The 20,955-nt window shown below is 60.2% G+C and carries 18 protein-coding genes; 13 read left to right on the plus strand and 5 right to left on the minus strand.

Annotated elements, in window-relative coordinates:
• The first annotated feature begins 35 nt into the window (after positions 1-35).
• The 9 genes from pdxT to RY113_RS04450 all read left to right on the plus strand — a co-directional run bounded on the left by pdxT (position 36) and on the right by RY113_RS04450 (position 9,980).
• A complete protein-coding gene (gene pdxT / locus RY113_RS04410; protein ID WP_396334209.1) occupies positions 36-722 on the plus strand; it encodes a pyridoxal 5'-phosphate synthase glutaminase subunit PdxT in 687 nt (228 codons plus the stop codon).
• A gap of 2 nt (positions 723-724) precedes the next feature.
• The gene (locus RY113_RS04415) at positions 725-1,480 is read left to right on the plus strand and encodes a YebC/PmpR family DNA-binding transcriptional regulator (protein ID WP_315913676.1); all 756 of its coding nucleotides are present in this window, start codon (positions 725-727) and stop codon (positions 1,478-1,480) included.
• Between the two features lie 3 nt (positions 1,481-1,483).
• Positions 1,484-2,071 (plus strand): crossover junction endodeoxyribonuclease RuvC, encoded by a 588-nt coding sequence (gene ruvC / locus RY113_RS04420; protein WP_315913816.1) that lies wholly within the window; start codon positions 1,484-1,486, stop codon positions 2,069-2,071.
• A 77-nt stretch (positions 2,072-2,148) separates the two neighbouring features.
• Positions 2,149-2,781, plus strand: coding sequence for a Holliday junction branch migration protein RuvA (ruvA, locus tag RY113_RS04425; protein WP_110106391.1), 633 nt, complete (start codon positions 2,149-2,151; stop codon positions 2,779-2,781).
• Between the two features lie 2 nt (positions 2,782-2,783).
• Entirely contained in the window at positions 2,784-3,944 is a 1,161-nt protein-coding gene (ruvB, locus tag RY113_RS04430) for a Holliday junction branch migration DNA helicase RuvB (RefSeq protein WP_315913677.1), read from the plus strand.
• Positions 3,945-4,200: 256 nt separating this feature from the next.
• Positions 4,201-4,599, plus strand: coding sequence for a preprotein translocase subunit YajC (yajC, locus tag RY113_RS04435; RefSeq protein ID WP_306457009.1), 399 nt, complete (start codon positions 4,201-4,203; stop codon positions 4,597-4,599).
• A gap of 95 nt (positions 4,600-4,694) precedes the next feature.
• Complete coding sequence (gene secD / locus RY113_RS04440; protein WP_110106393.1) at positions 4,695-6,461, plus strand: protein translocase subunit SecD; 1,767 nt, start codon at positions 4,695-4,697, stop codon at positions 6,459-6,461.
• A complete protein-coding gene (secF, locus tag RY113_RS04445; RefSeq protein WP_315913678.1) occupies positions 6,461-7,465 on the plus strand; it encodes a protein translocase subunit SecF in 1,005 nt (334 codons plus the stop codon). The genes secD and secF overlap by 1 nt, the downstream gene beginning before the upstream one ends.
• Before the next feature lie 166 nt (positions 7,466-7,631).
• Positions 7,632-9,980, plus strand: a complete 2,349-nt coding sequence (locus RY113_RS04450; RefSeq protein ID WP_315913679.1) for a bifunctional (p)ppGpp synthetase/guanosine-3',5'-bis(diphosphate) 3'-pyrophosphohydrolase — start codon at positions 7,632-7,634, stop codon at positions 9,978-9,980.
• Between the two features lie 211 nt (positions 9,981-10,191).
• Here the strand turns inward: RY113_RS04450 and RY113_RS04455 are convergent, their stop codons facing one another.
• The 3 genes from RY113_RS04455 to RY113_RS04465 all read right to left on the minus strand — a co-directional run bounded on the left by RY113_RS04455 (position 10,192) and on the right by RY113_RS04465 (position 13,367).
• On the minus strand, positions 10,192-10,812 hold the full coding sequence (locus RY113_RS04455) for a type IV toxin-antitoxin system AbiEi family antitoxin (protein WP_315913680.1): 621 nt from the start codon (positions 10,810-10,812) through the stop codon (positions 10,192-10,194).
• Positions 10,813-10,933: 121 nt separating this feature from the next.
• Positions 10,934-12,412, minus strand: coding sequence for a DUF349 domain-containing protein (locus RY113_RS04460; protein WP_315913681.1), 1,479 nt, complete (start codon positions 12,410-12,412; stop codon positions 10,934-10,936).
• A 121-nt stretch (positions 12,413-12,533) separates the two neighbouring features.
• The gene (locus tag RY113_RS04465) at positions 12,534-13,367 is read right to left on the minus strand and encodes a peptidylprolyl isomerase (protein ID WP_110106398.1); all 834 of its coding nucleotides are present in this window, start codon (positions 13,365-13,367) and stop codon (positions 12,534-12,536) included.
• A gap of 230 nt (positions 13,368-13,597) precedes the next feature.
• On the opposite strand from RY113_RS04465, the gene hisS reads away from it, so the two are divergent.
• Complete coding sequence (gene hisS, locus RY113_RS04470; protein ID WP_110106399.1) at positions 13,598-14,944, plus strand: histidine--tRNA ligase; 1,347 nt, start codon at positions 13,598-13,600, stop codon at positions 14,942-14,944.
• Between the two features lie 228 nt (positions 14,945-15,172).
• The gene (aspS, locus tag RY113_RS04475; protein ID WP_110106400.1) at positions 15,173-16,948 is read left to right on the plus strand and encodes an aspartate--tRNA ligase; all 1,776 of its coding nucleotides are present in this window, start codon (positions 15,173-15,175) and stop codon (positions 16,946-16,948) included.
• Positions 16,949-17,228: 280 nt separating this feature from the next.
• Here the strand turns inward: aspS and RY113_RS04480 are convergent, their stop codons facing one another.
• Both RY113_RS04480 and RY113_RS04485 read right to left on the minus strand, forming a co-directional pair.
• On the minus strand, positions 17,229-17,687 hold the full coding sequence (locus RY113_RS04480; protein WP_315913682.1) for a LapA family protein: 459 nt from the start codon (positions 17,685-17,687) through the stop codon (positions 17,229-17,231).
• 111 nt (positions 17,688-17,798) lie between these two features.
• The gene (locus RY113_RS04485) at positions 17,799-18,404 is read right to left on the minus strand and encodes an acVLRF1 family peptidyl-tRNA hydrolase (RefSeq protein WP_315913683.1); all 606 of its coding nucleotides are present in this window, start codon (positions 18,402-18,404) and stop codon (positions 17,799-17,801) included.
• 32 nt (positions 18,405-18,436) lie between these two features.
• Here RY113_RS04485 and RY113_RS04490 point away from each other — a divergent pair, with 32 nt between their 5' ends.
• On the plus strand, positions 18,437-19,903 hold the full coding sequence (locus RY113_RS04490; protein WP_315913684.1) for a replication-associated recombination protein A: 1,467 nt from the start codon (positions 18,437-18,439) through the stop codon (positions 19,901-19,903).
• Between the two features lie 302 nt (positions 19,904-20,205).
• A complete protein-coding gene (gene rpsD / locus RY113_RS04495; RefSeq protein WP_110106405.1) occupies positions 20,206-20,832 on the plus strand; it encodes a 30S ribosomal protein S4 in 627 nt (208 codons plus the stop codon).
• Positions 20,833-20,955 lie beyond the last annotated feature (123 nt).

The following is a 20,955-nucleotide window of genomic DNA, read 5'->3' on the forward strand; positions in this document are numbered from 1 at the left end:
ATCTGTGTGAGATAGCGCCCACTTATGATGTAAGTGTGAATTTTAACTCCGCAATCACGCCCGGTAAGGGCCTCAAGATCGGTGTCCTGGCGCTTCAAGGTGACGTGCGTGAACATCTCAAGGCGTTGGCGGACTGTGGTGCCACTGCCGTCTCGGTGCGCCGCCCAAGTGAGCTGGCCGCCGTGGACGGTCTCATTATTCCCGGCGGCGAGTCCACCACCATGGACAAACTCAGCCGGATTTTTGGGCTGCGGGAGCCTTTGCGCGAACGCATCCAGGCTGGTCTGCCCGTCTATGGCAGCTGCGCCGGGATGATCCTCCTGGCCAATGAAATTGCGGATCCGGCCACCGATTTGGCCGGGAACCCGCAGCAAACCCTTGGCGGCCTGGATGTCACGGTGCGGCGCAATGCGTTCGGCCGTCAAGTGGACTCCTTTGAAACGGAGCTCGATTTCACGGCTTTGGCACCGGCAGGGCAGGCCGAAACACCCCTGCATGCGGTGTTCATCAGGGCTCCCTGGGTAGAGCGTGTTGGGGCTGGTGTGCAGGTGCTTGCGAGCGTGAAACTGCCAGAAGCCGGGCAAAACGATAGGATTGATTTTGAAGTTCGTGCTGTCGCCGTTCGTTCGCGGCATTTGCTGGCTACCTCCTTCCATCCGGAAGTGACAGGGGAGCGCCGCATCCATGAACTGTTTATTCGAATGATTAGAGGAGAAGCGTAACTATGTCAGGCCACTCCAAATGGGCAACAACCAAGCACAAGAAGGCCATTCTTGATAGCCGCCGCGCTAAATCGTTTGCCAAGCTCATCAAGAACATTGAAGTTGCTGCACGTGGCGGTGGGCCGGACCTCGCCGGTAACCCTGGCCTGGAATTGGCTGTCACCAAGGCCAAGAAGACTTCGGTACCTGCAGATAACATTGATCGCGCCATCAAGCGCGGAGCGGGCCTGCTCGGTGACGCCGTTGACTACCAGACCATCATGTATGAAGGGTACGGCCCGCAGGGCACGGCCATTTTGATCGAATGTCTCACAGATAACAAGAACCGGGCAGCCTCCGAGGTTCGCCTGGCCGTTGGCCGTAACGGCGGGAACATGGGGGACCCCGGCTCGGTGGCCTACATGTTCACCCGCAAGGGCATTGTGGGCTTGCCGAAGAACGGGCTCACCGAAGATGACCTGCTCATGGCCGTGCTGGAAGCCGGCGCCGAAGAGGTTAAGGATGAGGGCGAAAGCTTTGAAATCATCTCCGACCCCCAGGACCTGCCCGCCATCCGTGCCGCGTTGACTGAGGCCGGCATTGAGTACGAGAGCGATGAGGCAGGTTTTGTCCCATCCATGCAGGTTGAGCTCGACGTTGAGAATGCCCGCAAGTTCATGAAGCTCTACGAGGCGCTCGAAGACCTTGATGACGTCCAGAACATTTACTCCAATGCAGACATGAGCGCGGACGTTCTTGCGGCTCTCGAGGAGGACTAGGACCTGCGTGTCCTAGGAGTGGATCCGGGCTTGACCCGGTGCGGGCTCGGCGTTGTTGACGTCGCTGCCAGCCGCCAAGCCACCCTTGTAGGCGTGGGGGTGGTGGGCAGCTCGCATGAATTAAGCCTGGAAGCCCGGCTGCTGGTCATTGCGGAAGCGGTGGACCAGTGGCTGGACGCGTTTAAACCCGATGTCTTGGCCATTGAACGGGTCTTCGCCCAAACCAACCTCAGCACCGTGATGGGCGTGGCCCAAGTGTCAGGGGTTGTCATGGTTGCGGCCGCCCGGCGAGGAATCCCCGTAGCCATGCACACGCCGTCGGAGGTTAAAGCTGCGGTGACGGGCAATGGTCGCGCTGACAAAGCAAACGTCACCGCCATGGTCACCCGGCTGCTGCGACTGGACGAGCCGCCGCGCCCGGCTGATGCCGCGGATGCCCTGGCGTTGGCGATTGCCCATGCGTGGCGCAGCGGTGCCTCTTTTGCCAGCGGCAGCCAAAGTACGACGGCGGCCCAGCAGCTTTGGCGCGAAGCCGAACGGAAATCGAAGGTCACCAAGAACAAGGAAGCGCCGGGGGCAACCTGGCACTAGTTGCTAGTACGTATGTTCGATTACACTGGGCTTAAGCTAAAGCAGCCCAACCTTGGAATTTGTCAGGAGCAGTTGCAATGATCAGTTTTGTCCGCGGGCCGGTGGCTGCGCTTTCGCTGTCCCAGGTAGTCATTGACGTCAATGGCGTGGGCATGCTGGTGCATGCCACACCCAAGACCCTGGGGGCCTTGGTCCAAGGAGAGGAAGCGAGCCTCACAACAGCAATGATTGTGCGTGAGGACTCCATGACTCTCTATGGATTTGCCGACGTGGGCGAACGAGAGGTCTTTGACACGCTCCTGAGCGTTAGCGGCATTGGGCCGCGGCTGGCGCTAGCGATCCTAGCCGTCCTTGAGCCTGAAAGTATTCGCTTGGGAGTTGATGCCGGTGACGGCAAGGTCTTCACCAAGGTTCCCGGAGTAGGCCCCAAGGTTGCCGGACGTATTGTCCTTGAACTCAAGGGCAAACTAAAACCGACGGGGGAGGCTGTGTCCGCCACCGTGGCTGCTCCGGCCATGGAGTGGAAGGATCAAGTGGTGGCTGCCATGACCAGCCTGGGCTGGAATGAAAGGGACGCCCTCAAAGCCATCGATGCCGCCGTGACGGCAGAGCCCGAACTCGCTGAAGGCGCCAATGTGCCCGCCGTTCTCCGTGCCACGCTGCGCAGGCTCGGCCAGGACAACACTAGGGGCAAGGGCGGTGTGCGCTAAGAATGTCAGCCAACGAAGAGTCAATTCCGTTGTTGCCGGGGCAGATCAGCATCGGCAACAGCGGCTCAGGGGGGAGCAGCGGTTCAGCGGGGAGCGGTGGGTTAGCCCGCAACACCGCGAGTGAACTGGCCGGGCCCGTTGCTGAGCCCGAAGAGCGAGAGCTCGAAGCGGCCCTGCGGCCCAAGAACCTTGATGATTTTGTTGGCCAGGAGCGGGTCCGCAAGCAGCTGGGACTGGTGCTGGCAGCCTCCAAAATCCGGGGCCGCAGTGCTGATCACGTGCTGATGTCGGGCCCGCCCGGACTGGGTAAAACCACGTTGGCCATGATCGTCGCTGCAGAAATGAACGCTCCTTTGCGGATCAGCTCAGGTCCGGCCATTCAGCACGCTGGCGACCTCGCAGCCATTCTTTCCTCACTCACCGAGGGCGAGGTGCTGTTCCTGGATGAAATCCACCGCATGTCACGTCCAGCCGAGGAAATGCTGTACATGGCCATGGAGGACTTCCGGGTTGACATCATTGTTGGCAAGGGCGCCGGAGCCACTGCCATCCCGTTGGAACTGCCCTCCTTCACCTTGGTCGGTGCAACCACACGGGCCGGGCTGCTGCCTGGACCGTTGCGTGACCGTTTCGGTTTTACGGGCCATTTGGAGTTCTATTCGGTGGCGGAACTGGAGCTAGTGCTGCGCCGCTCCGCCGGCATGTTGGACCTGCGGCTCACCAGCGCAGGATTTTCGGAGATTGCCGGACGTTCCCGCGGCACTCCCCGCATTGCCAACAGGCTTCTGCGCCGGGTGCGGGACTGGGCTCTGGTTCACGGCATTGAATCCATTGACGCCCGCACGGCCTCTGCGGCCTTGGATATGTATGAAGTTGATGCCCGCGGGTTGGACCGGCTGGATAGATCCGTGCTGCAAGCGTTGGTCAACAAATTCAATGGTGGACCCGTGGGGCTATCCACCTTGGCCATTGCCGTAGGGGAGGAGCCGGAAACTGTGGAGACGGTGGCTGAACCCTTCCTGGTACGGGAAGGACTTTTGGGACGCACCCCACGTGGCCGCATAGCTCTGCCCGCCGCCTGGGAGCACCTCGGTTTGAAAATGCCGGGCAACGCGGTTGCCGCCGCTATGCTTCCCTTCGAAGAAGAGCCACGAGAAGGCTGAACGCCTACCTTGGCGTTGCCCGTGGGCCCAAAACGGTCCCGGCTGCGTGGTTCCCGGCCCATTTCGGGTTCGTGCGTGTAATTTCTGGCTATTGCGGGTGGTTTATCATCCTACGTTCAGCTTTACCCTCTACACTGGTATGACGTCCGGCACGTTTGCGCCGTAGCCGGGCCTGAAATTTTTTCCTAACGAATGGAACCTCAGCTGTGTCTCTCAGTAGTGTTTTGGCCAACAACTTCGCCCTCAGGGGGTTCTCATGGACCCGATGACACTAGTCTTGTTCGCCATGTTTGGCCTGCTCATCATCATGATGATGCGCAAGCAAAAGAAGACCAAGGCAGCCGCGGCAGAAAAGCGCTCAAAGCTGGCGCCCGGCGTTGAGATCATGACCAACTTTGGTCTCTTCGGCAAGGTCCTGGCCATTGATGAGGAAGAGAATCAGATCATCCTCGAGATTTCTCCCGGCACCACAGCCACTGTGCACAGCCAGACGGTTGCCAAGATCATTGAGCCCCAGGGCGCTGAAGACATCAGCGCTACCGTGCCCAACGATGCCTCATCGCTGACTTTGAACCTTGATAAGGCCCCTGATGCAGGGGAGTCCGTTGATGAAACCCTTGAGCGCTTGAACAAAGACAACAACAAAGACAACTAGCCTTATCCGGGTTGGCAGCTGCTGCGTCTACGTATGGTCCAGATGCAGCAGCATTGCCATGTTCACAATCCCGTGACCAATAGAAGGATCCCTTGATGGCACGAACAGGTCCGGCGTCCACGGCCCGCAGAACTCTTCTGTGGCTCGCGGCGCTCATTATTGCATGCACCCTGGCAGTAGGTGCTGGTGTGCTTTCTGGCGCCGCCACTTGGGCGCCAAAGCTTGGCCTAGACCTTGAAGGTGGCACCCAGATGATTCTGGCGCCCAAGGTTGAAGGAGCGGGCAGTATTACCTCTGAACAACTGGACCAAGCTGTGTCCATTATTCGTCAGCGTGTGGACGGTTCTGGTGTCTCCGAAGCCCAGATCTCCACTGAGGGCGGCAGTAACGTTGTTGTGAGCATGCCAGGCAAGCCTACCGACGAGGAACGCAACCTCATCAAGGCTTCGGCCAACATGAACTTCCGCCCCGTCATTGCGGCCACCCAGGTTCCTAGCGGTGCCGTTCCGGAAGCAGAGCGGACTCCGGCGGACAAGCTCCCCGTGCCGACTGCTGCGCCGTTGAACGCCAGCGATCCCAACTGGGTTGATGCTGCCCTCATGAAGGAATTTGAGGCTACCAGCTGCATTCCGCCGCTGACCGAGCGGCCCACAACGTCGGATCCAGCCAAGCCTTTGATCAGCTGTGAGCCGGACTCCGGCATCAAATACATCCTTGGGCCGGTGGAGATTCCGGGCAAGTGGATCAAAACCGCCTCCTATGGCCTGCAAGCTGGCGCACAGGGTGCCACCACCAATGAGTGGTCGGTGCAGCTGACCTTGGAAAAGCCTGAAGGTGCCGCAGCATTCAAGACCGTGACGCAACGCTTGCACACAAAGTACTTGGCCAACCCGGATGACCCGCAGGCCCGTTTTGCCATCGTCTTGGATGACAGTGTCATTTCAGCACCTTCATCCATGGCTGTTATCACCGACGGCCAGTCCTCCATCACCGGCAACTTCACCGAGACAAGTGCCAAGGCGCTGGCGGATCAGCTGAAGTTTGGTTCATTGCCGATCAGCTTTGAGATTCAAAGCGAAATCCAGATCTCCGCAACTCTTGGTCTGCAGCAGTTGGAAATGGGCCTTTTGGCAGGTTTGATTGGTCTTGGACTCGTTGTCATCTACTCCTTGTTCCAATACCGTGCACTGGGCTTTGTCACAATCTTCTCCCTAGTCATTGCCGGTGTTATCACGTACCTGGCCATCATTTTGCTGGGCTGGGCGGAAAACTACCGGCTCTCGCTGGCAGGTGTGGCGGGCATTATCGTGGCCATCGGTCAGACCGCTGACTCGTTCATCGTGTACTTTGAACGCGTCAGGGATGAATTGCGGGACGGACGGGGCCTGGTTGCGGCCGTGGAGAACGGTTGGGAACGTGCCAGGCGCACCATCCTTGCCTCCAAGGCCGTCAATATTTTGGCATCACTGGTGTTGTACTTCGTCTCCGTAGGCAGTGTGAAGGGCTTCGCCTTCACCCTTGGCCTCACGGCAGTAGCTGACCTCATTGTGGTCTTCATGTTCACCCACCCCACCCTGCAGTTGCTGGCACGTACCAAGTTCTTCGGGGAAGGCCACCACTTCTCAGGTCTTGACCCGAAGCAGCTTGGCGCCATTCCGCTATACCGCGGAGCCGGCCGCTTCCGCACACCCGAGGAAAGCGCAGCCGTTGCCAAGGGCAAGAATGTCCGTGCAGCAGGAGAGGCCGAACGTCGCCAAACCATCGCTGAGCGGCGGTTAGCTGCCAAGGAAGCCCAAATGGTTGGCAGCGGGGGCGCCGGAGCCGCCGAATCCGGTTCCAGCGACTCGAAGGAGAGCAAATAATGAAGAGTTTCGCCACTTTCGGCAATGAACTGTATACCGGTGAACGGTCCTACGAGTTCATTGGCAAGCGCAAGATTTGGTTCAGCATCGCCGGAGTCGCCATTCTGCTTTCCATTCTGATCCCACTGCTTGGCGGCGGTTTCAACTTTGGTATTGAGTTCCGTGGCGGTTCCCAGTTCACGGTTTCTGCTGTTGCCCACACGGATGTTGCCATTGGTGAAAAAGCTGTTGCCGAGGCCGTTCCTGGCACAGCAGCCGTGGTGACCAACATTGCTGGCGACACCATGCAGGTGCAAACCGACAGGCTAAGCGATGATCAGACCATCGCCGTCAAGGACGCCTTAAAGACCGCCTATGGTGTCACGGAGGACCACATTACTTCAACCTTTGTGGGCCCTAGCTGGGGACAGGATGTCTCACGCCAGGCAGTCATTGGTTTCATTGTGTTCGTACTCTTGGCCACCGTCTTGATGGCCCTGTACTTCCGCACCTGGCGGATGTCCATTGCGGCCATTGTTGGCATGCTGGTGGTTATGGTGGTCACGGCCGGTATCTACGGAGCCTCAGGATTTGAGGTGACACCGTCAGCCATCATCGGATTCCTCACCATTTTGAGCTATTCGCTCTATGACACAGTGGTGGTCTTTGACAAGATTCGAGAAAATACGGCGGACATTTCTAAATCCGTGCGCCGGACCTTTGCCGAGGAGGTTAACCTCGCGGTGAATCAGACCTTGGTGCGCTCTATCAACACCATGATGGTGGCAGTGTTGCCGGTTGGCTCCATCTTGTTCATTGGTGCACTGCTCCTGGGTGCAGGAACATTGCAGGATCTTTCACTGGCCCTGTTCATCGGAATTATTGTCAGTACCTTCTCCACCATCTTCGTGGCAGCTCCGTTGTACTCATGGCTTCGTGAGCGTGAACCGGAACTGGCCAAACAGGCCAAGAAAGTTCAGCAGCGCCGTGCCAACGAAGCTGTTGCAGTGACCGCTACCACCTAAGGTTCACAGCACTACCGCCTCCGGCATCCTCACAGGGCCGGGACCGAATGGTACGCCTTCGGTCCCGGCCCTGTTTTGGTCAACATTGCTCTGCGGGCACCTTAGAATGGGTTAATGCCCCGCCTTGGGGGCGCACAGAAGCTACATGTGTGAGGGAGGCAATGCGTTGAACGAAGAATCACCCTCGCATGAGCTGGTAACTGGTTCGGGCGAGCAAGCTGCGTCCGCCACGGAGGGTTCTGAACCTCGGCCAGCAAATAGTCGCTCCACTTTTCCTGGTCGCCGTGAACGCACCAGGTCCCGTCTGGCACGCCTGACCGGGTGGTCAGCGGAAAGCTACGCACCCATCCTGGAACCCTTGCTTCGCATTGTGCGTGCCAAGAATCCCAAGGAAGACCTCGATCTAATTCAGCGCGCCTTTTCGGTGGCAGAAAAATACCACGAGGGCCAAAAACGCAAAAGTGGCGACCCCTACATCACCCACCCCGTGGCTGTGGCAACCATCCTTGCGGAAATGGGTTTGAGCGGCAGCACCCTGGCTGCTGCGCTACTGCATGACACGGTTGAGGACACCCCCTATACGCTTGCCGAACTGGAGCGGGACTTCGGCAAGGAAATCACCTTATTGGTAGACGGCGTCACCAAATTGGACAAGGTGGACTACGGTGAGGCCGCTCAGGCTGAGACCTTGCGGAAAATGGTCATCGCCATGTCCAAGGACATCCGTGTTCTGGTCATTAAGCTCGCTGACAGGCTCCACAACGCCCGCACGTGGCGGTTTGTCTCAGCCCAGTCATCGAGTAAAAAGGCTCGGGAGACGCTGGACATTTTTGCCCCCCTGGCTCACCGCCTCGGCATGAACGCCATGAAGTGGGAATTGGAAGAACTTTCCTTCGCCGCCTTGTACCCGAAGGTGTATGAGGAAATTGTCCGGCTGGTGCAGGACCGCTCACCGGAGCGGGAGAAGCAGTTGAGTCTGATCCGCCGTGAACTCTTAGAAGTCTTGCGCGTGTCCAAGATCAAGGGTGAAATCAGCGGCCGGCCAAAACACTATTACTCCATTTACCAAAAAATGGTGGTCCGCAACAAAGACTTTGATGACATTAATGACCTGATCGGGGTCCGCGTCATCGTGGACACCGTGGGAGACTGCTACGCCATGTTAGGCGAGGTACACTCCCTCTGGACACCGCTGGTAGGGCGTTTCAAGGATTACATTGCGCTGCCCAAATTCAACATGTATCAATCCCTTCACACCACGGTGCTGGGTCCTGGCGGCAAACTGGTTGAGATTCAAATCCGCACCAGAGAAATGCACCAGCGTGCCGAGTATGGTGTGGCTGCGCACTGGATGTACAAAAGTGGCAGTAAGGTCCCGGCCGCCACCAATCAAGATGACATGACGTGGTTGCGCTCGCTCATGGACTGGCAGCGTGAAACAGCGGATCCGGGCGAGTTTATGGATTCGATGCGCTTTGAAATGAACGCAAAGGAAGTCTACGTCTTCACCCCCAAGGGCAAGGTTGTGGCGCTGCCGGCCGGGGCAACCCCGGTGGACTTCGCCTACTCTGTTCACACGGAAGTAGGGCACCGAACCATTGGTGCCCGGGTCAACGGCAAGCTGGTGCCCCTCAACAGTGAACTTTCCAACAGTGACACGGTGGAGATCTTCACCAACAAGGCCGAAGGTGCCGGACCCAGCCAAGACTGGCAAAACTTCGTCAAGAGCCCGCGGGCACGTAATAAGATCCGTCAGTGGTTCAGCAAGGAACGGCGAGACGAGTCCATTGAGAAGGGTAAGGAACTTCTCGCCAAGGCCATGCGCAAGCAAAACCTGCCGTTGCAGAAAATGATGACCCATGATTCCCTCATGGCCGTCACCGAGCACTTCCATTATCAAGACATTGCCGGACTCTACGCTGCGGTGGGTGATGGACACACCTCGGCACAGTCAGTTGTGGAGCGTCTGCGCGAGGCCATGGGCTTGGTTGATATTGAAGACGCGGCACCACCGGTTAAAAATCATGTCTCCAACACCCGTTCACGTGTCTCAAGCTCCGGTGTCATTGTGCACGGCGTTGATGATGTTTTGGTGAAGCTGGCCAGGTGTTGCACACCCGTTCCGCCGGATCCCATCTCAGGGTTTGTTACGAAGGGTTCGGGCATATCGGTACACCGGCAGGACTGCCCCAATCTCCTGCATCTGCAGAACGAGCCCGGGAAGCTGGTGGACGTTGACTGGGCGCCCACACAATCGGGTGTCTTCCTTGTGGAAATTCAGGTGGAGGCCCTGGACCGCAAGAGCCTGCTCTCGGATGTGACTAGGGTTTTATCTGAGTGTCATGTCAATATTTTGGCGGCCAGTGTCAACACCAGCACCAACCGTGTGGCGCTGTCCAAGTTCGCGTTCGAAATGGGTGACCCCAAGTACCTGGATCATGTGTTGAATACGGTGCGTCGCATTGACGGGGTGTTTGACGTCTACCGGGCCACCGGCTCGCACCGCCGTGCCTAGGGCCTTCTACAGTCCCAGACGTTGTTGGAACGGGGCCGTGAGGGCCTCCGCATCCAAGACGGTCCCGCCGCTGGTCTGATAGCTGCCATCAGTATGGAGAATACGCGCGAGGTCGGCACCCCTGTTCGCGCTGCTGCTGCCGCCGCGAGCAGCAGTCCGGCGTCCATGAGGCCGAGGCTGGGACACGTGAGGCCCAAGTATCAATGACTCCCTAGCCAGTGCCCCCGATAGCTGGCGGATGCCCCATCATGGCTTGCACAAGTTCCTGTGCCCTGATTTTCCCAGGGACGTGAGGTGCAGCTTGAATGGCGCAAAGGAGGCGCTCGAGTGAACAGTCCAACAAGGGTTGCTCCGCCATGGTTTGCAGCACGGTTCTGGCCAGCAACTCGGGGGCGCTTCGGGCCACGTCTACCGCAGTGCGCAGCGGGCGCGTGACGGGTGTACCACCTAACACCATCACCTCCTGTACAGCCAAACTGACCTGGCGAATGCTGGCGCCACTGCTCCGTGGCAAGGAGACGCTGTTGCCGTCATTGGCCACCAGCAGGGAGATCACCTCAGGCAGGGGTGCGCAGCCGTGCACCCATGCAGCGCTCAATTGTCCCAGCACCGCCCGGTGACTGAGGTGCGCCGGGACGGCAAGAGCCAGCGCGGCGGCACGGACAGTGGGGGTTTCGGGCAAGGAGGAGGGCCTAAAAATTTGGCCAAAGACGTGACAGATCACCCCATCCAGGGTCATGGCGGACAGTTCGGAGGCAGTGAACTGTGTACCCGGCGCCAGAAGCGGAACAGCCGTTGGGCCCTCTGGCGGAGTTGCGTGGCTTCTCATCATCCCAGCCTGCCCTGCTGGCGGGCGAAGAAAAAGGCCTCCGGGCCGGGTTGTGGACAACCCGGCCCGGAGGCCTGATAACTTAGCTCAACTAGTGGCAGAAGGTCTCTGTCGTGTTAACTGTTCAGGAGAAATCCTGGGCTGCCTTCTGGATTTGTTCCAGCCACAGCTCGCGGGCTGCCAGTGCCTCGGTGGCCTTGGCGACCTTGCGGGCATCCCCTGCCTTCTCGGCGCTGAGCAGATCTTCCTTCAAACCGGCAATGGTGGCTTCCAGCTGGCTCAGGGCGCTGCTGGTGCGGGCCTTGGCTTCAGGATCGCTACGGCGCCAGTTGTCGTCTTCAGCGGAACGCACGGCGTCCTCCACCTTGCGCAGACCTGCCTCCACACGCTGCATGTCGTTGCGCGGCACCTTGCCGGCTTCTTCCCAGCGGTCGCGGATGGATTGCAGGGACTTCTTCGCGGCGTTGAGGTCCTTGATGGGCAGCAGGGCGCCAGCTTCAACAAGGAGAGCTTCCTTGACGATCAGGTTGGCACCGAACTCTTCATCAAGAGCGTTGTTGGCGGACTGACGTGCAGCGAAGAACTTATCCTGTGCCCCGCGGAAGCGTGCCCACAGAGCGTCATCGTCCTTGCGGCTGGCCCGGGGGGAGCCCTTCCACTGGTCCATGAGGCGGCGGTATTCGCCGGCTGCATAGCCCCAATCGGTGGAGGTAGCGAGCTCCTCAGCCTCAGCAATCAGTGATTCCTTGGCGCTCTTGGCGGCGGCGTTGGTGTTATCCAGCTGCGAGAAGTAGGCGCGGCGGTGGCGATCGAACACGGTCCGGGCGCTGCGGAAACGCTTCCACAGGCCTTCTTCCGTGGCCCGGCCTAAACGCATCCCGTTCTTCTGCGCTGCTTTCCAAGACTCAAAGAGCTCGTTCATGCGTGCGCTGCTGATCTTCCACTGGATAGTGGTGGGGTCCTCGGCGGAAATGGTTTCTGCCTCAGCCACAATTGCTTCACGGGAGGCAAGCTCCACGGCACGGGCCGATTCGTGGGCGGTCCTCTCCGCAGCGGAGAGAGCCTTGATGTTCTCTTCCAGGGTTGCCAGACGGGCCAGTGCCGCGTTGACGTCCCCCACGGAGTTACGCTCACCGAGCTGTTCACGCACATGGCTGACAGTCTTGTTCATGTCTGTGGTGGGGGCCTTGGCCTCAACACGCTGTTCGAGCAAAGTGACCTGGGCCAGAATGTCATCAAACTTGCGCACAAAGTAGCTCAGCGCCTCGTCCTTGCTGGCTCCGGGGTACTGGCCAACCGGGAACTCTTCACCAGCGAGGAGCAAGAAGACGTGACCGTCTTCTTCGGCCCGGCCAAACTTGGCGGCCTCGATCAAGTTGATGGCAGGCGCAGCCGGTGCCGCAACGGGAGCAGGAACGGCGGCGGGCGCCGGAACTTTGGGACGGGCTGCAAAGGCGGCTGGTGAAGGCGCAGCAGCTGGAACGGAGGCCGGTGCCGGGGCGGCGGGGGTGGCCGCCGTCGTGCTTTCGACAGGGCTGCTCTCCGTTACGGGAGCCTCTGTTGTGGAGGCAAGTGTTTCGTCGGATTCTTGACTGTGTGTCACCGCTAAAAGTCTTTCGCTTGATGGAAACTATCAGGTACGCCAAACGTGCCTGACCAGAATCGCTGTGGTGCGTTTCCCTCATGTGCACGGTTGTGCCGCATCAGGGAAGGCCTGATAAAAATTAGTTGAGCTTGAACGAGTCTATCGTCACCTTGGTCTTGGGCGCACCGTCGGTTGCCCCGCCAGCTATCCCGTCCTTGGCGATGGCTGTGAGCACATCAAGGCCGCTGGTGACCTTTCCAACAATGGTGTAGCCGCCGTCGCCCTGAGGAAGATTAGTGTCCTCATAGGTGATGAAGAACTGCGTGCCGTTGGAGTACGTGGTGTTGGCGCGGGCCACAGCGATGGTCCCGGCCGGGTACACACCATCCGCAGGAGTGTTCTCCACAGGGCCCCACTGGTAGCTGGGATCGCCGGCACCATCACCCTTGAGTGAACCACACTGGATGAGCCCAAAGTCGGGTGCATTGGTCAGACGGTGGCAAGTTTTTCCCGTCATAAAGCCGGAGTCAGCCAACGATTTGAACACCGCCGCAGCTTGAGGAGCCTTGCTGCCATCCAATTCCACACCCATGGGCTTGCCGTTCAGCGTCAGCGTGCCAGTGAACGTCTTGCCCCGGGCAGTATCTGCCTTGGGCACGGTGGGGCTGTTCGTTTCCACCGGCGCAGCGTCAGTGGCAGCATCGGTGGGTTCCGTGGGGTTCGTGGTTGCCTGAGCCGAAGGAGTGCTGACGGGAGCCTGCGCACCTGCGCCGTCAACGCCGTCGTCCGTCTTGGGGGAAAAGGCCGTCAGTGCCAGCACCGTGGCCAGAACCAAGGAGGCGCCAATGGCAATAAAGGCAATGAGGTTATCTCGCTTGCGTCGTTGGAGCTGGTCCTTGTGCTGGGCCTGGTTCGCCTCCATACGTGCCACGCGAGCCTTTGCTTCACGGCTGGACTTGTTGCTGTTGGCCAACGGTGCCTCTTTCTTCAATGTCAGGGGTATGTGCACCCGGGCGTCCCGTATCCGGGTAAGTTTAGGGGTGGGCTGCCAAATCTTATAAAATGGCAGCCGGTGTCAGCTTACCCATGTCAGGCCCGCTCAGCAGCGAGCGTGACATGGCACTCGTGACACCGTGACGATTACCCGCCCGCCGGATCCTGCCCTTGAATCAGGGCCTGGCGCATGTTAGGAGAGCAACACCCATGGCACGCAACGCCTCCTTGTCCGGTTTTCCCGAGTGGCTTCCCGAGGAGCGGCTGGTGGAGGCGCATGTGCTGGACACCCTGCGCCGCACTTTTGAGCTGCACGGCTTCAGCTCGATTGAGACTCGCGCCGTGGAAACCGTGGGACACCTCCTGCGCAAAGGCGAAATCGACAAGGAAGTGTACGGGCTCTCCCGCCTGCAGGACGACGACGGAAACACCGCCGTTGCCTCCAAGGATGATCCCAACGCGCTGGCCCTGCACTTTGATTTGACGGTGCCCTTTGCCCGCTATGTTGTGGAAAACGCCGGCTACCTTTCCTTCCCGTTCCGCCGCTACCAGATCCAGAAGGTGTGGCGTGGTGAGCGTCCCCAAGAGGGCCGTGCCCGCGAGTTCACCCAAGCAGATATTGATGTAGTGGCCGACGGCGTACTGCCGTTCCGCTATGACGTGGAACTTGCGCTGGTGATTGCTGAAGCGCTCTCCGCGCTGCCCATCCCGGCCTTCAAATTGCGCATCAACAACCGCAAGCTTGCCGAGGGTTTCTACCGCGGCATTGGCCTCACCGATACAGCTGGAGTTTTGCGCAGCATCGACAAGCTGGAAAAGATCGGCGCTGACGCTGTTGCAACGTTGCTCAAAAATGAGCTTGGCGCCACTGATGAGCAAGCCGCCAAGGCCCTGGCATTGGCCTCGATCCGCACCGAGGACACCTCCTTTGTTGCCGCCGTCCGCGCCCTAGGCGTCACGGATGAGCTCATGGAAGAAGGCCTCGATGAGCTGGAACAGGTTATTGCTGCAGCAATCAAGAGCGCGCCCGGTTCCGTTGTGGCTGATCTTTCCATTGCCCGCGGCCTGGATTACTACACGGGAACTGTCTACGAGACGGTGCTGGTGGGCCACGAACAGCTTGGTTCCATCTGCTCCGGCGGGCGCTACGACGCCTTGGCCTCCAAGGGCAACCGCAAGTTCCCCGGAGTAGGCCTGTCCATTGGTGTCACCCGCCTGGTGGCACGCATCCTGAGCCAGGAGTTCGCGAAGGCTTCACGCAGCGTGCCCACCGCCGTCCTAGTCACCTTGAGTGATGAGGACAGCTGGGGCGAAGCCCAGGACGTGGCGGCAGCGCTGCGCGCCCGAGGCATCTCCACAGAGGTTGCCGCCAAGGCTGACAAATTTGGCAAACAAATCAAGTACGCCGACAAGCGAGGCATCCCCTACGTCTGGTTCACCGACGAGTCCGGGGAGCACCAGGTAAAGGACATCCGCTCCGGCGAGCAAGTGGTGGCCGATCCCGCAGTATGGATGCCACCGGTTGAGGATCTGACACCGCAGATCATCAAGGCCTAACCCTGAGATCCACGCACCACGCACCACCACCGCACCACCGCACCACCACCGCACCACCGATCCGTGAGAAATGGCTGCTATGGAGCGTCATAGCAGCCATTTCTCACGGGTCGATTTCCCTTGGAGCGCTCTACCGGGTCTAGGGTGTCGCGATCAACGGTAAACTTCATATCAAACTCTTTTGCGGGCCCACATTATGGGCCGTTCACCACCATTGAAAGGAATGCTGTGCTGCGCACACATGACCTGGGCTCCCTGCGGGCTGAACATATTGGCCAAACCGTCACCCTCTCGGGCTGGGTAGCCCGCCGCCGCGACCACGGCGGAGTGGCGTTCTTGGATTTGCGTGACGCCTCGGGCGTGGCCCAGATTGTAGTGCGGGAGGAAGAAATCTTCCATGCATTGCGCAACGAGTTCGTGTTGCAGATCACCGGCACGGTCTCCCGCCGCCCCGAAGGCAACGAAAACCCGGCCCTCGCCACCGGTGAGATTGAAGTCATGGCCGATGAGGTCGTGGTACTTAACGAAGCAGCGCCCCTGCCGTTCCAGGTCGATGAGCATGTTGAAGTTGGTGAGGAAGCGCGCCTGAAGCACCGTTACCTGGACCTGCGCCGCCCCGGCATGCAGCGCAACCTGCGCCTGCGCTCAGAGGCGAACCGTGTGGCCCGTAACTTGCTGCACGAGCAGGGCTACACCGAAATTGAGACACCCACACTGACGCGTTCCACCCCCGAAGGTGCCCGCGACTTTGTGGTGCCGGCACGTCTGGCCCCGGGTTCCTGGTATGCGCTGCCGCAGTCCCCACAGCTGTTCAAGCAGCTCCTGCAGGTGGGCGGCTTTGAAAAGTACTACCAGATTGCCCGCTGCTACCGCGATGAGGACTTCCGTGCGGACCGCCAGCCGGAATTCACCCAGCTGGACATCGAGGCCAGCTTCGTTGATCAGGACGACATCATCGCCCTGGGCGAGAAGATTGTTTCGGCACTGTGGAAGCTGATTGACGTTGAAATTCCGCTGCCTATTGCGCGCATGACCTACCGCGACGCCATGGCCCGTTATGGCTCCGACAAGCCTGATCTGCGCTTCGGCCTGGAACTGACTGACTTGACGGAGTTCTTCAAGGACACCGAATTCGGCGTCTTCAAGGCCCCTTACGTTGGTGCCGTTGTCATGCCCGGCGGGGCCTCACAGCCGCGCCGCCAGCTGGACGCCTGGCAGGAATGGGCCAAGCAGCGCGGTGCTAAGGGCCTGGCCTACGTCCTGTTCAAGGAAGAGGGCGAGCTGACCGGCCCCGTAGCCAAGAACCTGACCGACACCGAGCGTGCCGGCCTGGCCGAGGCCGTGGGTGCCAAGCCCGGTGACGCCATCTTCTTCGCCGCCGGCGAGGTTTCCCCCTCCCGCGCACTGCTGGGTGCCGCCCGTGTTGAGATCGGCCACCGTACAGGCCTGATCAACCCGGCCGATTGGGCGTTCGTTTGGATCGTTGACGCGCCCATGTTCGAGCCCGCCGCCGCCGCCGTAGCCTCCGGTGACGTCGCCGTTGGCGCCGGCAAGTGGACCGCCGTGCACCACGCGTTCACCTCGCCCAAGCCCGAGTTCCTGGACACCTTTGACACGGATCCGGAAAGCGCCTTGGCCTACGCTTACGACATTGTCTGCAACGGCAACGAGATCGGTGGCGGTTCCATCCGTATTCACCGCTCCGACGTGCAGAAGCGTGTCTTTGAAGTCATGGGTCTGAGCAACGAAGAAGCGGAAGAGAAGTTCGGCTTCCTACTGGAAGGCTTCAAGTTCGGTGCCCCGCCGCACGGTGGAATCGCCATTGGCTGGGACCGTGCCGTGTCCCTGCTGGCAGGTGTTGACTCCATCCGCGACGTCATTGCTTTCCCGAAGTCCGGTGGCGGCTACGACCCGCTGACCCAGGCCCCTGCGCCCATCACGGCACAGCAGCGCAAGGAAGCCGGCGTGGACTTCAAGCCCGAAGCAAGCGCCGGGGACAAGTAACCCCAGCAACCGCCAGAATGCCTGCCACCCCACTCGCGGGGTGGCAGGCATTCTTTTGCCTAAATGTGCGGCAAGAGTTCCGTGCCAGCACTCCGCTGCCGTGGAAACTTGGGGTCGAACCGATGATCCAACAGGAGCTTAGGAGCTTAGGAGCTCAGGAGGCGCAGGGACTTAGGAGGCGCGGGGAGAACTGGCTGCTGGCCAACAAGAAATGTCAGGAACTTGAGGTAGAAGGTCAGTGCAGTGAGCCTCGCTTGCACTGTGCGGGAGACCCGGGTGCCTAGATCCCCGGCTGGTCGCTGGCCGAGAGCCCCGGTTGGGCTGTCGGCCGGTTTGTTAGGTGACGGCGTTGATTTCTCAGCTGCAGGATTCGCACCGCTGCAGCAATCGCTACCAGTATCCCGCCTCCTACCGCGGCAATGAACAATGCCATGCCCAGGGAAAGCTCACCGGAGGCGCCAAAGAAATTCACAGTCACCCTTGCGTCGTTTTGCAGGATAAAGATGATGAGCACAACCAGCAGTAGCAATCCGGCGATGACAGCGGCCCACACCATGCCGGCTCGCGTTACTGGTGGGTTCTTGGGACTTTTGGTGGGAACCACCTTAGAGCTCTGGTTGGCTGTGGCCGGCGTAGGAATGGCGGCCGCCTCTGGCTCATGCTCCGGCACGATGGAACGCTCCGGATCGATGTATTGGGATGTGCCCTCTTCAGGAGGCAGCACTGGATCATTGGACATTTTCTAACCCCTAAATCCTGTGGTACCTCTCCGTGCAGGAGAGATACCTGACACAATACCCGTGCAGTGCGCCGGGGTCACCCTCAGGTGTCGGGTCCCAGGCTGCGGGCACTACTTGTGCACATCCGTAATGTGAATGCGAACGGAAGCAAAATCCGCCGCTGCACGCATCAACGCATCCATTTTCAGTTCCTGGACAGGAATAGGCGCCAGACGGGTAGTGTCCGCGTACCTACGCAGGGCCGGAACCGAGAGGACAGAGTCAACCAGTTGCCTGTCGCCGCCAGTGCCCAAGTATTCAAAGGCTGCCCCGGCAAAAAGGCGGCTGGCTTCCTGCGAGGCGCGTTCGATTACGGCAGCAGCCGGGTCAGTGCCACGAGACCGGCCAGAGGCACTGCCCACTTTGTGTGCCACCAATTTTCCCGCTTTGGCCACCCCAACAGCAAAACCGCCACGCCGGAGCAACAAAATGCCGTAGCTGCGCTCCTGGGCGGTCACGGACACCAGTCTTTCGAGAATGTTGGTACCGCGCCCGGGCCGTCCCTCGGCCGGCCAGGGTGCTGCCAACGTTGCGGTGGCGCCGTCGCGCATACGCAACATCACGCCGTCGTCAGTGTCTTGTAGGGAATCCTGTCCACCGTGCGCGCCGGAAAAGCGCTCCAGCCAACCCATCAGGCGGCTAGCGGGGACATAGGTGGTGCGTTGGGCAGGGTTCACGCTGCCAGACTACCGGGCGATAGCCTAGAGGGGTGAGTGACCTTTTTAGCGCGCTGCATGGCGACGATGACACGGACGACGACGATTCCCTCGCCTCGAGCGGGTCAGCGGGGGACGGATCGCGCCCACGCAGCCCCCTTGCCGTGCGCATGCGTCCGCGAAGCCTTGAAGAAGTTGTGGGCCAGAAGCACCTGCTGGGCCCCGGCTCACCACTGCAAATGTTGGCGGCTGGTGGCAGCGCTGGGGGAGCGGCAGGGCCCGCCTCCGTGATGTTGTGGGGGCCTCCCGGGACGGGAAAGACCACGCTGGCACACGTGATTGCCCGCGGACCGGGACGGAAGTTTGTGGAACTTTCCGCCATCACCGCCGGGGTTAAGGATGTGCGCCGGGTCATGGACCAGGCGCTGACCGACAGGGATCTGCACGGGCGCACCACTGTATTGTTCTTGGATGAAATTCACCGCTTCAATAAGGCGCAGCAGGATGCCCTGCTGCCTGGGGTGGAGAACCGGTGGGTCGTGTTGATTGCGGCCACTACCGAAAACCCGTCGTTCTCCGTGGTGGCGCCGCTGCTCTCACGTTCCATCTTGCTGACCCTGCAGCCTCTAACAAATGCGGACATCCAAGGCCTGTTGGAGCGGGCCATCATTGATCCGCGCGGTCTGGACTCTCTTGTGACCGTGACGGATGAGGCACTGGATCACCTGGTGCGGCTTGCGGCTGGCGATGCCCGCAGGGCGTTGACCACTTTGGAAGCCGCCGCAGGGGTGGCCCTCTCTGAAGACGCAGAGGGTGCTGGTGCAGGTGCTGGTGCGGGCGCTGGTGCTGAGCAGGGCCAAGACGCCCCGGTGGAGATTAACCTGGCCATTGCTGAGCGCGCCATAGATGCTGCAGCCGTGCGCTATGACAGGGCAGGGGATCAGCACTATGACATCATCAGCGCCTTCATTAAGTCCATCCGGGGTTCCGATGTAGACGCTGCGCTGCACTACCTGGCACGCATGCTGGAGGCAGGGGAGGACCCGCGTTTCATTGGCCGGCGCATCATGATCTCCGCCGCCGAAGATGTGGGCATGGCCGATCCAACAGCGCTACAAACGGCTGTTGCGGCAGCCCAAGCCGTGGCACTGATTGGTATGCCGGAGGCTCGGATCATCCTGGCCGAGGCTGTAGTGCATGTGGCTACCGCGCCGAAGTCCAACGCTGCCTATAACGGCATCAACGCCGCCATTGCCGATGTTCGAGCCGGTAGGGGCTCCACCGTTCCGGCGCCGCTGCGAGATGCCCACTATGCCGGATCGGCCGGGCTTGGCCACGGCAAGGGTTACATCTACTCCCACGATTCACCGCACTCCATTGCCACCCAGCAATACCCGCCGGATGACCTGGTGGGACGGAACTATTACACGCCTACAGCCAATGGGCACGAACGGGACCTGGGTCCACGCCTAGCCCGGCTGCGGGAGATTATTCGCGGAACAGAACCCAAGAAGGGGTGACGGCGCAGGATGAACCGGGCCTGCAGAGTTGGTGGCTCAGATTTGGCACCCTCCTCGGTAGTAGGCAGCGGCGCGCTGCTGCTCGAGTGCTTGCAAGTGGTAGAGTTGAACCCGCACTGGCAAGCTCTGGCTCCATGCACAACATCCAAGCACGCACTGGGCGGCATTTTGCCGCGTATTTGCTGTGCTAACAAGGATCTTGTTGTCCATGCCCAGGTGCTGTAGCGACGGGTTGCAATAGCCCCAGCTCTCCACAATGGAGGCCAGAGACAACACTTATTGCACCTATTGGAAGGACACAAGTGGCTAACAACACACGTGCCCGCCGTCAGGCCCGCCTTTCGCGGTCCCTCGGCATTGCTCTGACTCCCAAGGCAGCCAAGTACCTGGAACGCCGCCCGTACGGCCCCGGTGAGCATGGACGCGCCCGCAAGAAGCAGGACAGTGACTACGCTGTACGTCTGCGCGAAAAGCAGCGTCTGCGCGCCCAGTACGGCATCCGCGAAGCACAGATGACCCGTGCCTTCGAAGAAGCCAAGCACACCAAGGGCATGACCGGTGAGAACCTGGTTGAAATCTTGGAAAGCCGTTTGGATGCTTTGGTTCTGCGTGCAGGCTTCGCCCGCACCACGGCCCAGGCTCGCCAGCTGGTTGTTCACCGCCACATCATGGTTGACGGCGCCCGCGTGGACCGCCCGTCGTTCCGCGTTGCTGAGGGTCAGCTGATCCACGTGCACCCGCGCAGCCAGACCATGGTTCCCTTGCAGCTCGCTGCAGCCGGCGCCCACCGCGACGTGCTCCCCGCGGTCCCCGCGTACTTGGACGTCAAGCTGGAGAGCCTGCAGGCTCGCCTGGTGCGCCGCCCCAAGCGTGTTGAGGTTCCCGTAACCTGTGAAGAGCAGCTGGTTGTTGAATTCTACTCACGCTAAATTTTCTTAGCATGAAGTAGAGCTCGAATCCTTCGCAGCTTGAAACACATTGCAGCCCGTGGCAACCGCCGCGGGCTGTTTTGTGCCCGAATCACGATACTTTTGGACTAAGGTATTTTGGGG

Origin of the sequence: Arthrobacter sp. lap29 (assembly GCF_032458965.1) — a bacterium.
Lineage (GTDB): Bacteria > Actinomycetota > Actinomycetes > Actinomycetales > Micrococcaceae > Specibacter > Specibacter psychrochitiniphilus.

Bases quoted from the DNA above. Each gene is read 5' to 3' on its own strand.
- RY113_RS04415 (WP_315913676.1), top strand. From the start codon at position 725: ATGTCAGGCCACTCCAAATGGGCAACAACCAAGCACAAGAAGGCCATT.
- ruvA (WP_110106391.1), top strand. From the start codon at position 2,149: ATGATCAGTTTTGTCCGCGGGCCGGTGGCTGCGCTTTCGCTGTCCCAG.
- ruvB (WP_315913677.1), top strand. From the start codon at position 2,784: ATGTCAGCCAACGAAGAGTCAATTCCGTTGTTGCCGGGGCAGATCAGC.
- yajC (WP_306457009.1), top strand. From the start codon at position 4,201: ATGGACCCGATGACACTAGTCTTGTTCGCCATGTTTGGCCTGCTCATC.
- secD (WP_110106393.1), top strand. From the start codon at position 4,695: ATGGCACGAACAGGTCCGGCGTCCACGGCCCGCAGAACTCTTCTGTGG.
- secF (WP_315913678.1), top strand. From the start codon at position 6,461: ATGAAGAGTTTCGCCACTTTCGGCAATGAACTGTATACCGGTGAACGG.
- RY113_RS04455 (WP_315913680.1), bottom strand. From the start codon at position 10,812: ATGATGAGAAGCCACGCAACTCCGCCAGAGGGCCCAACGGCTGTTCCG.
- hisS (WP_110106399.1), top strand. From the start codon at position 13,598: ATGGCACGCAACGCCTCCTTGTCCGGTTTTCCCGAGTGGCTTCCCGAG.
- RY113_RS04480 (WP_315913682.1), bottom strand. From the start codon at position 17,687: ATGTCCAATGATCCAGTGCTGCCTCCTGAAGAGGGCACATCCCAATAC.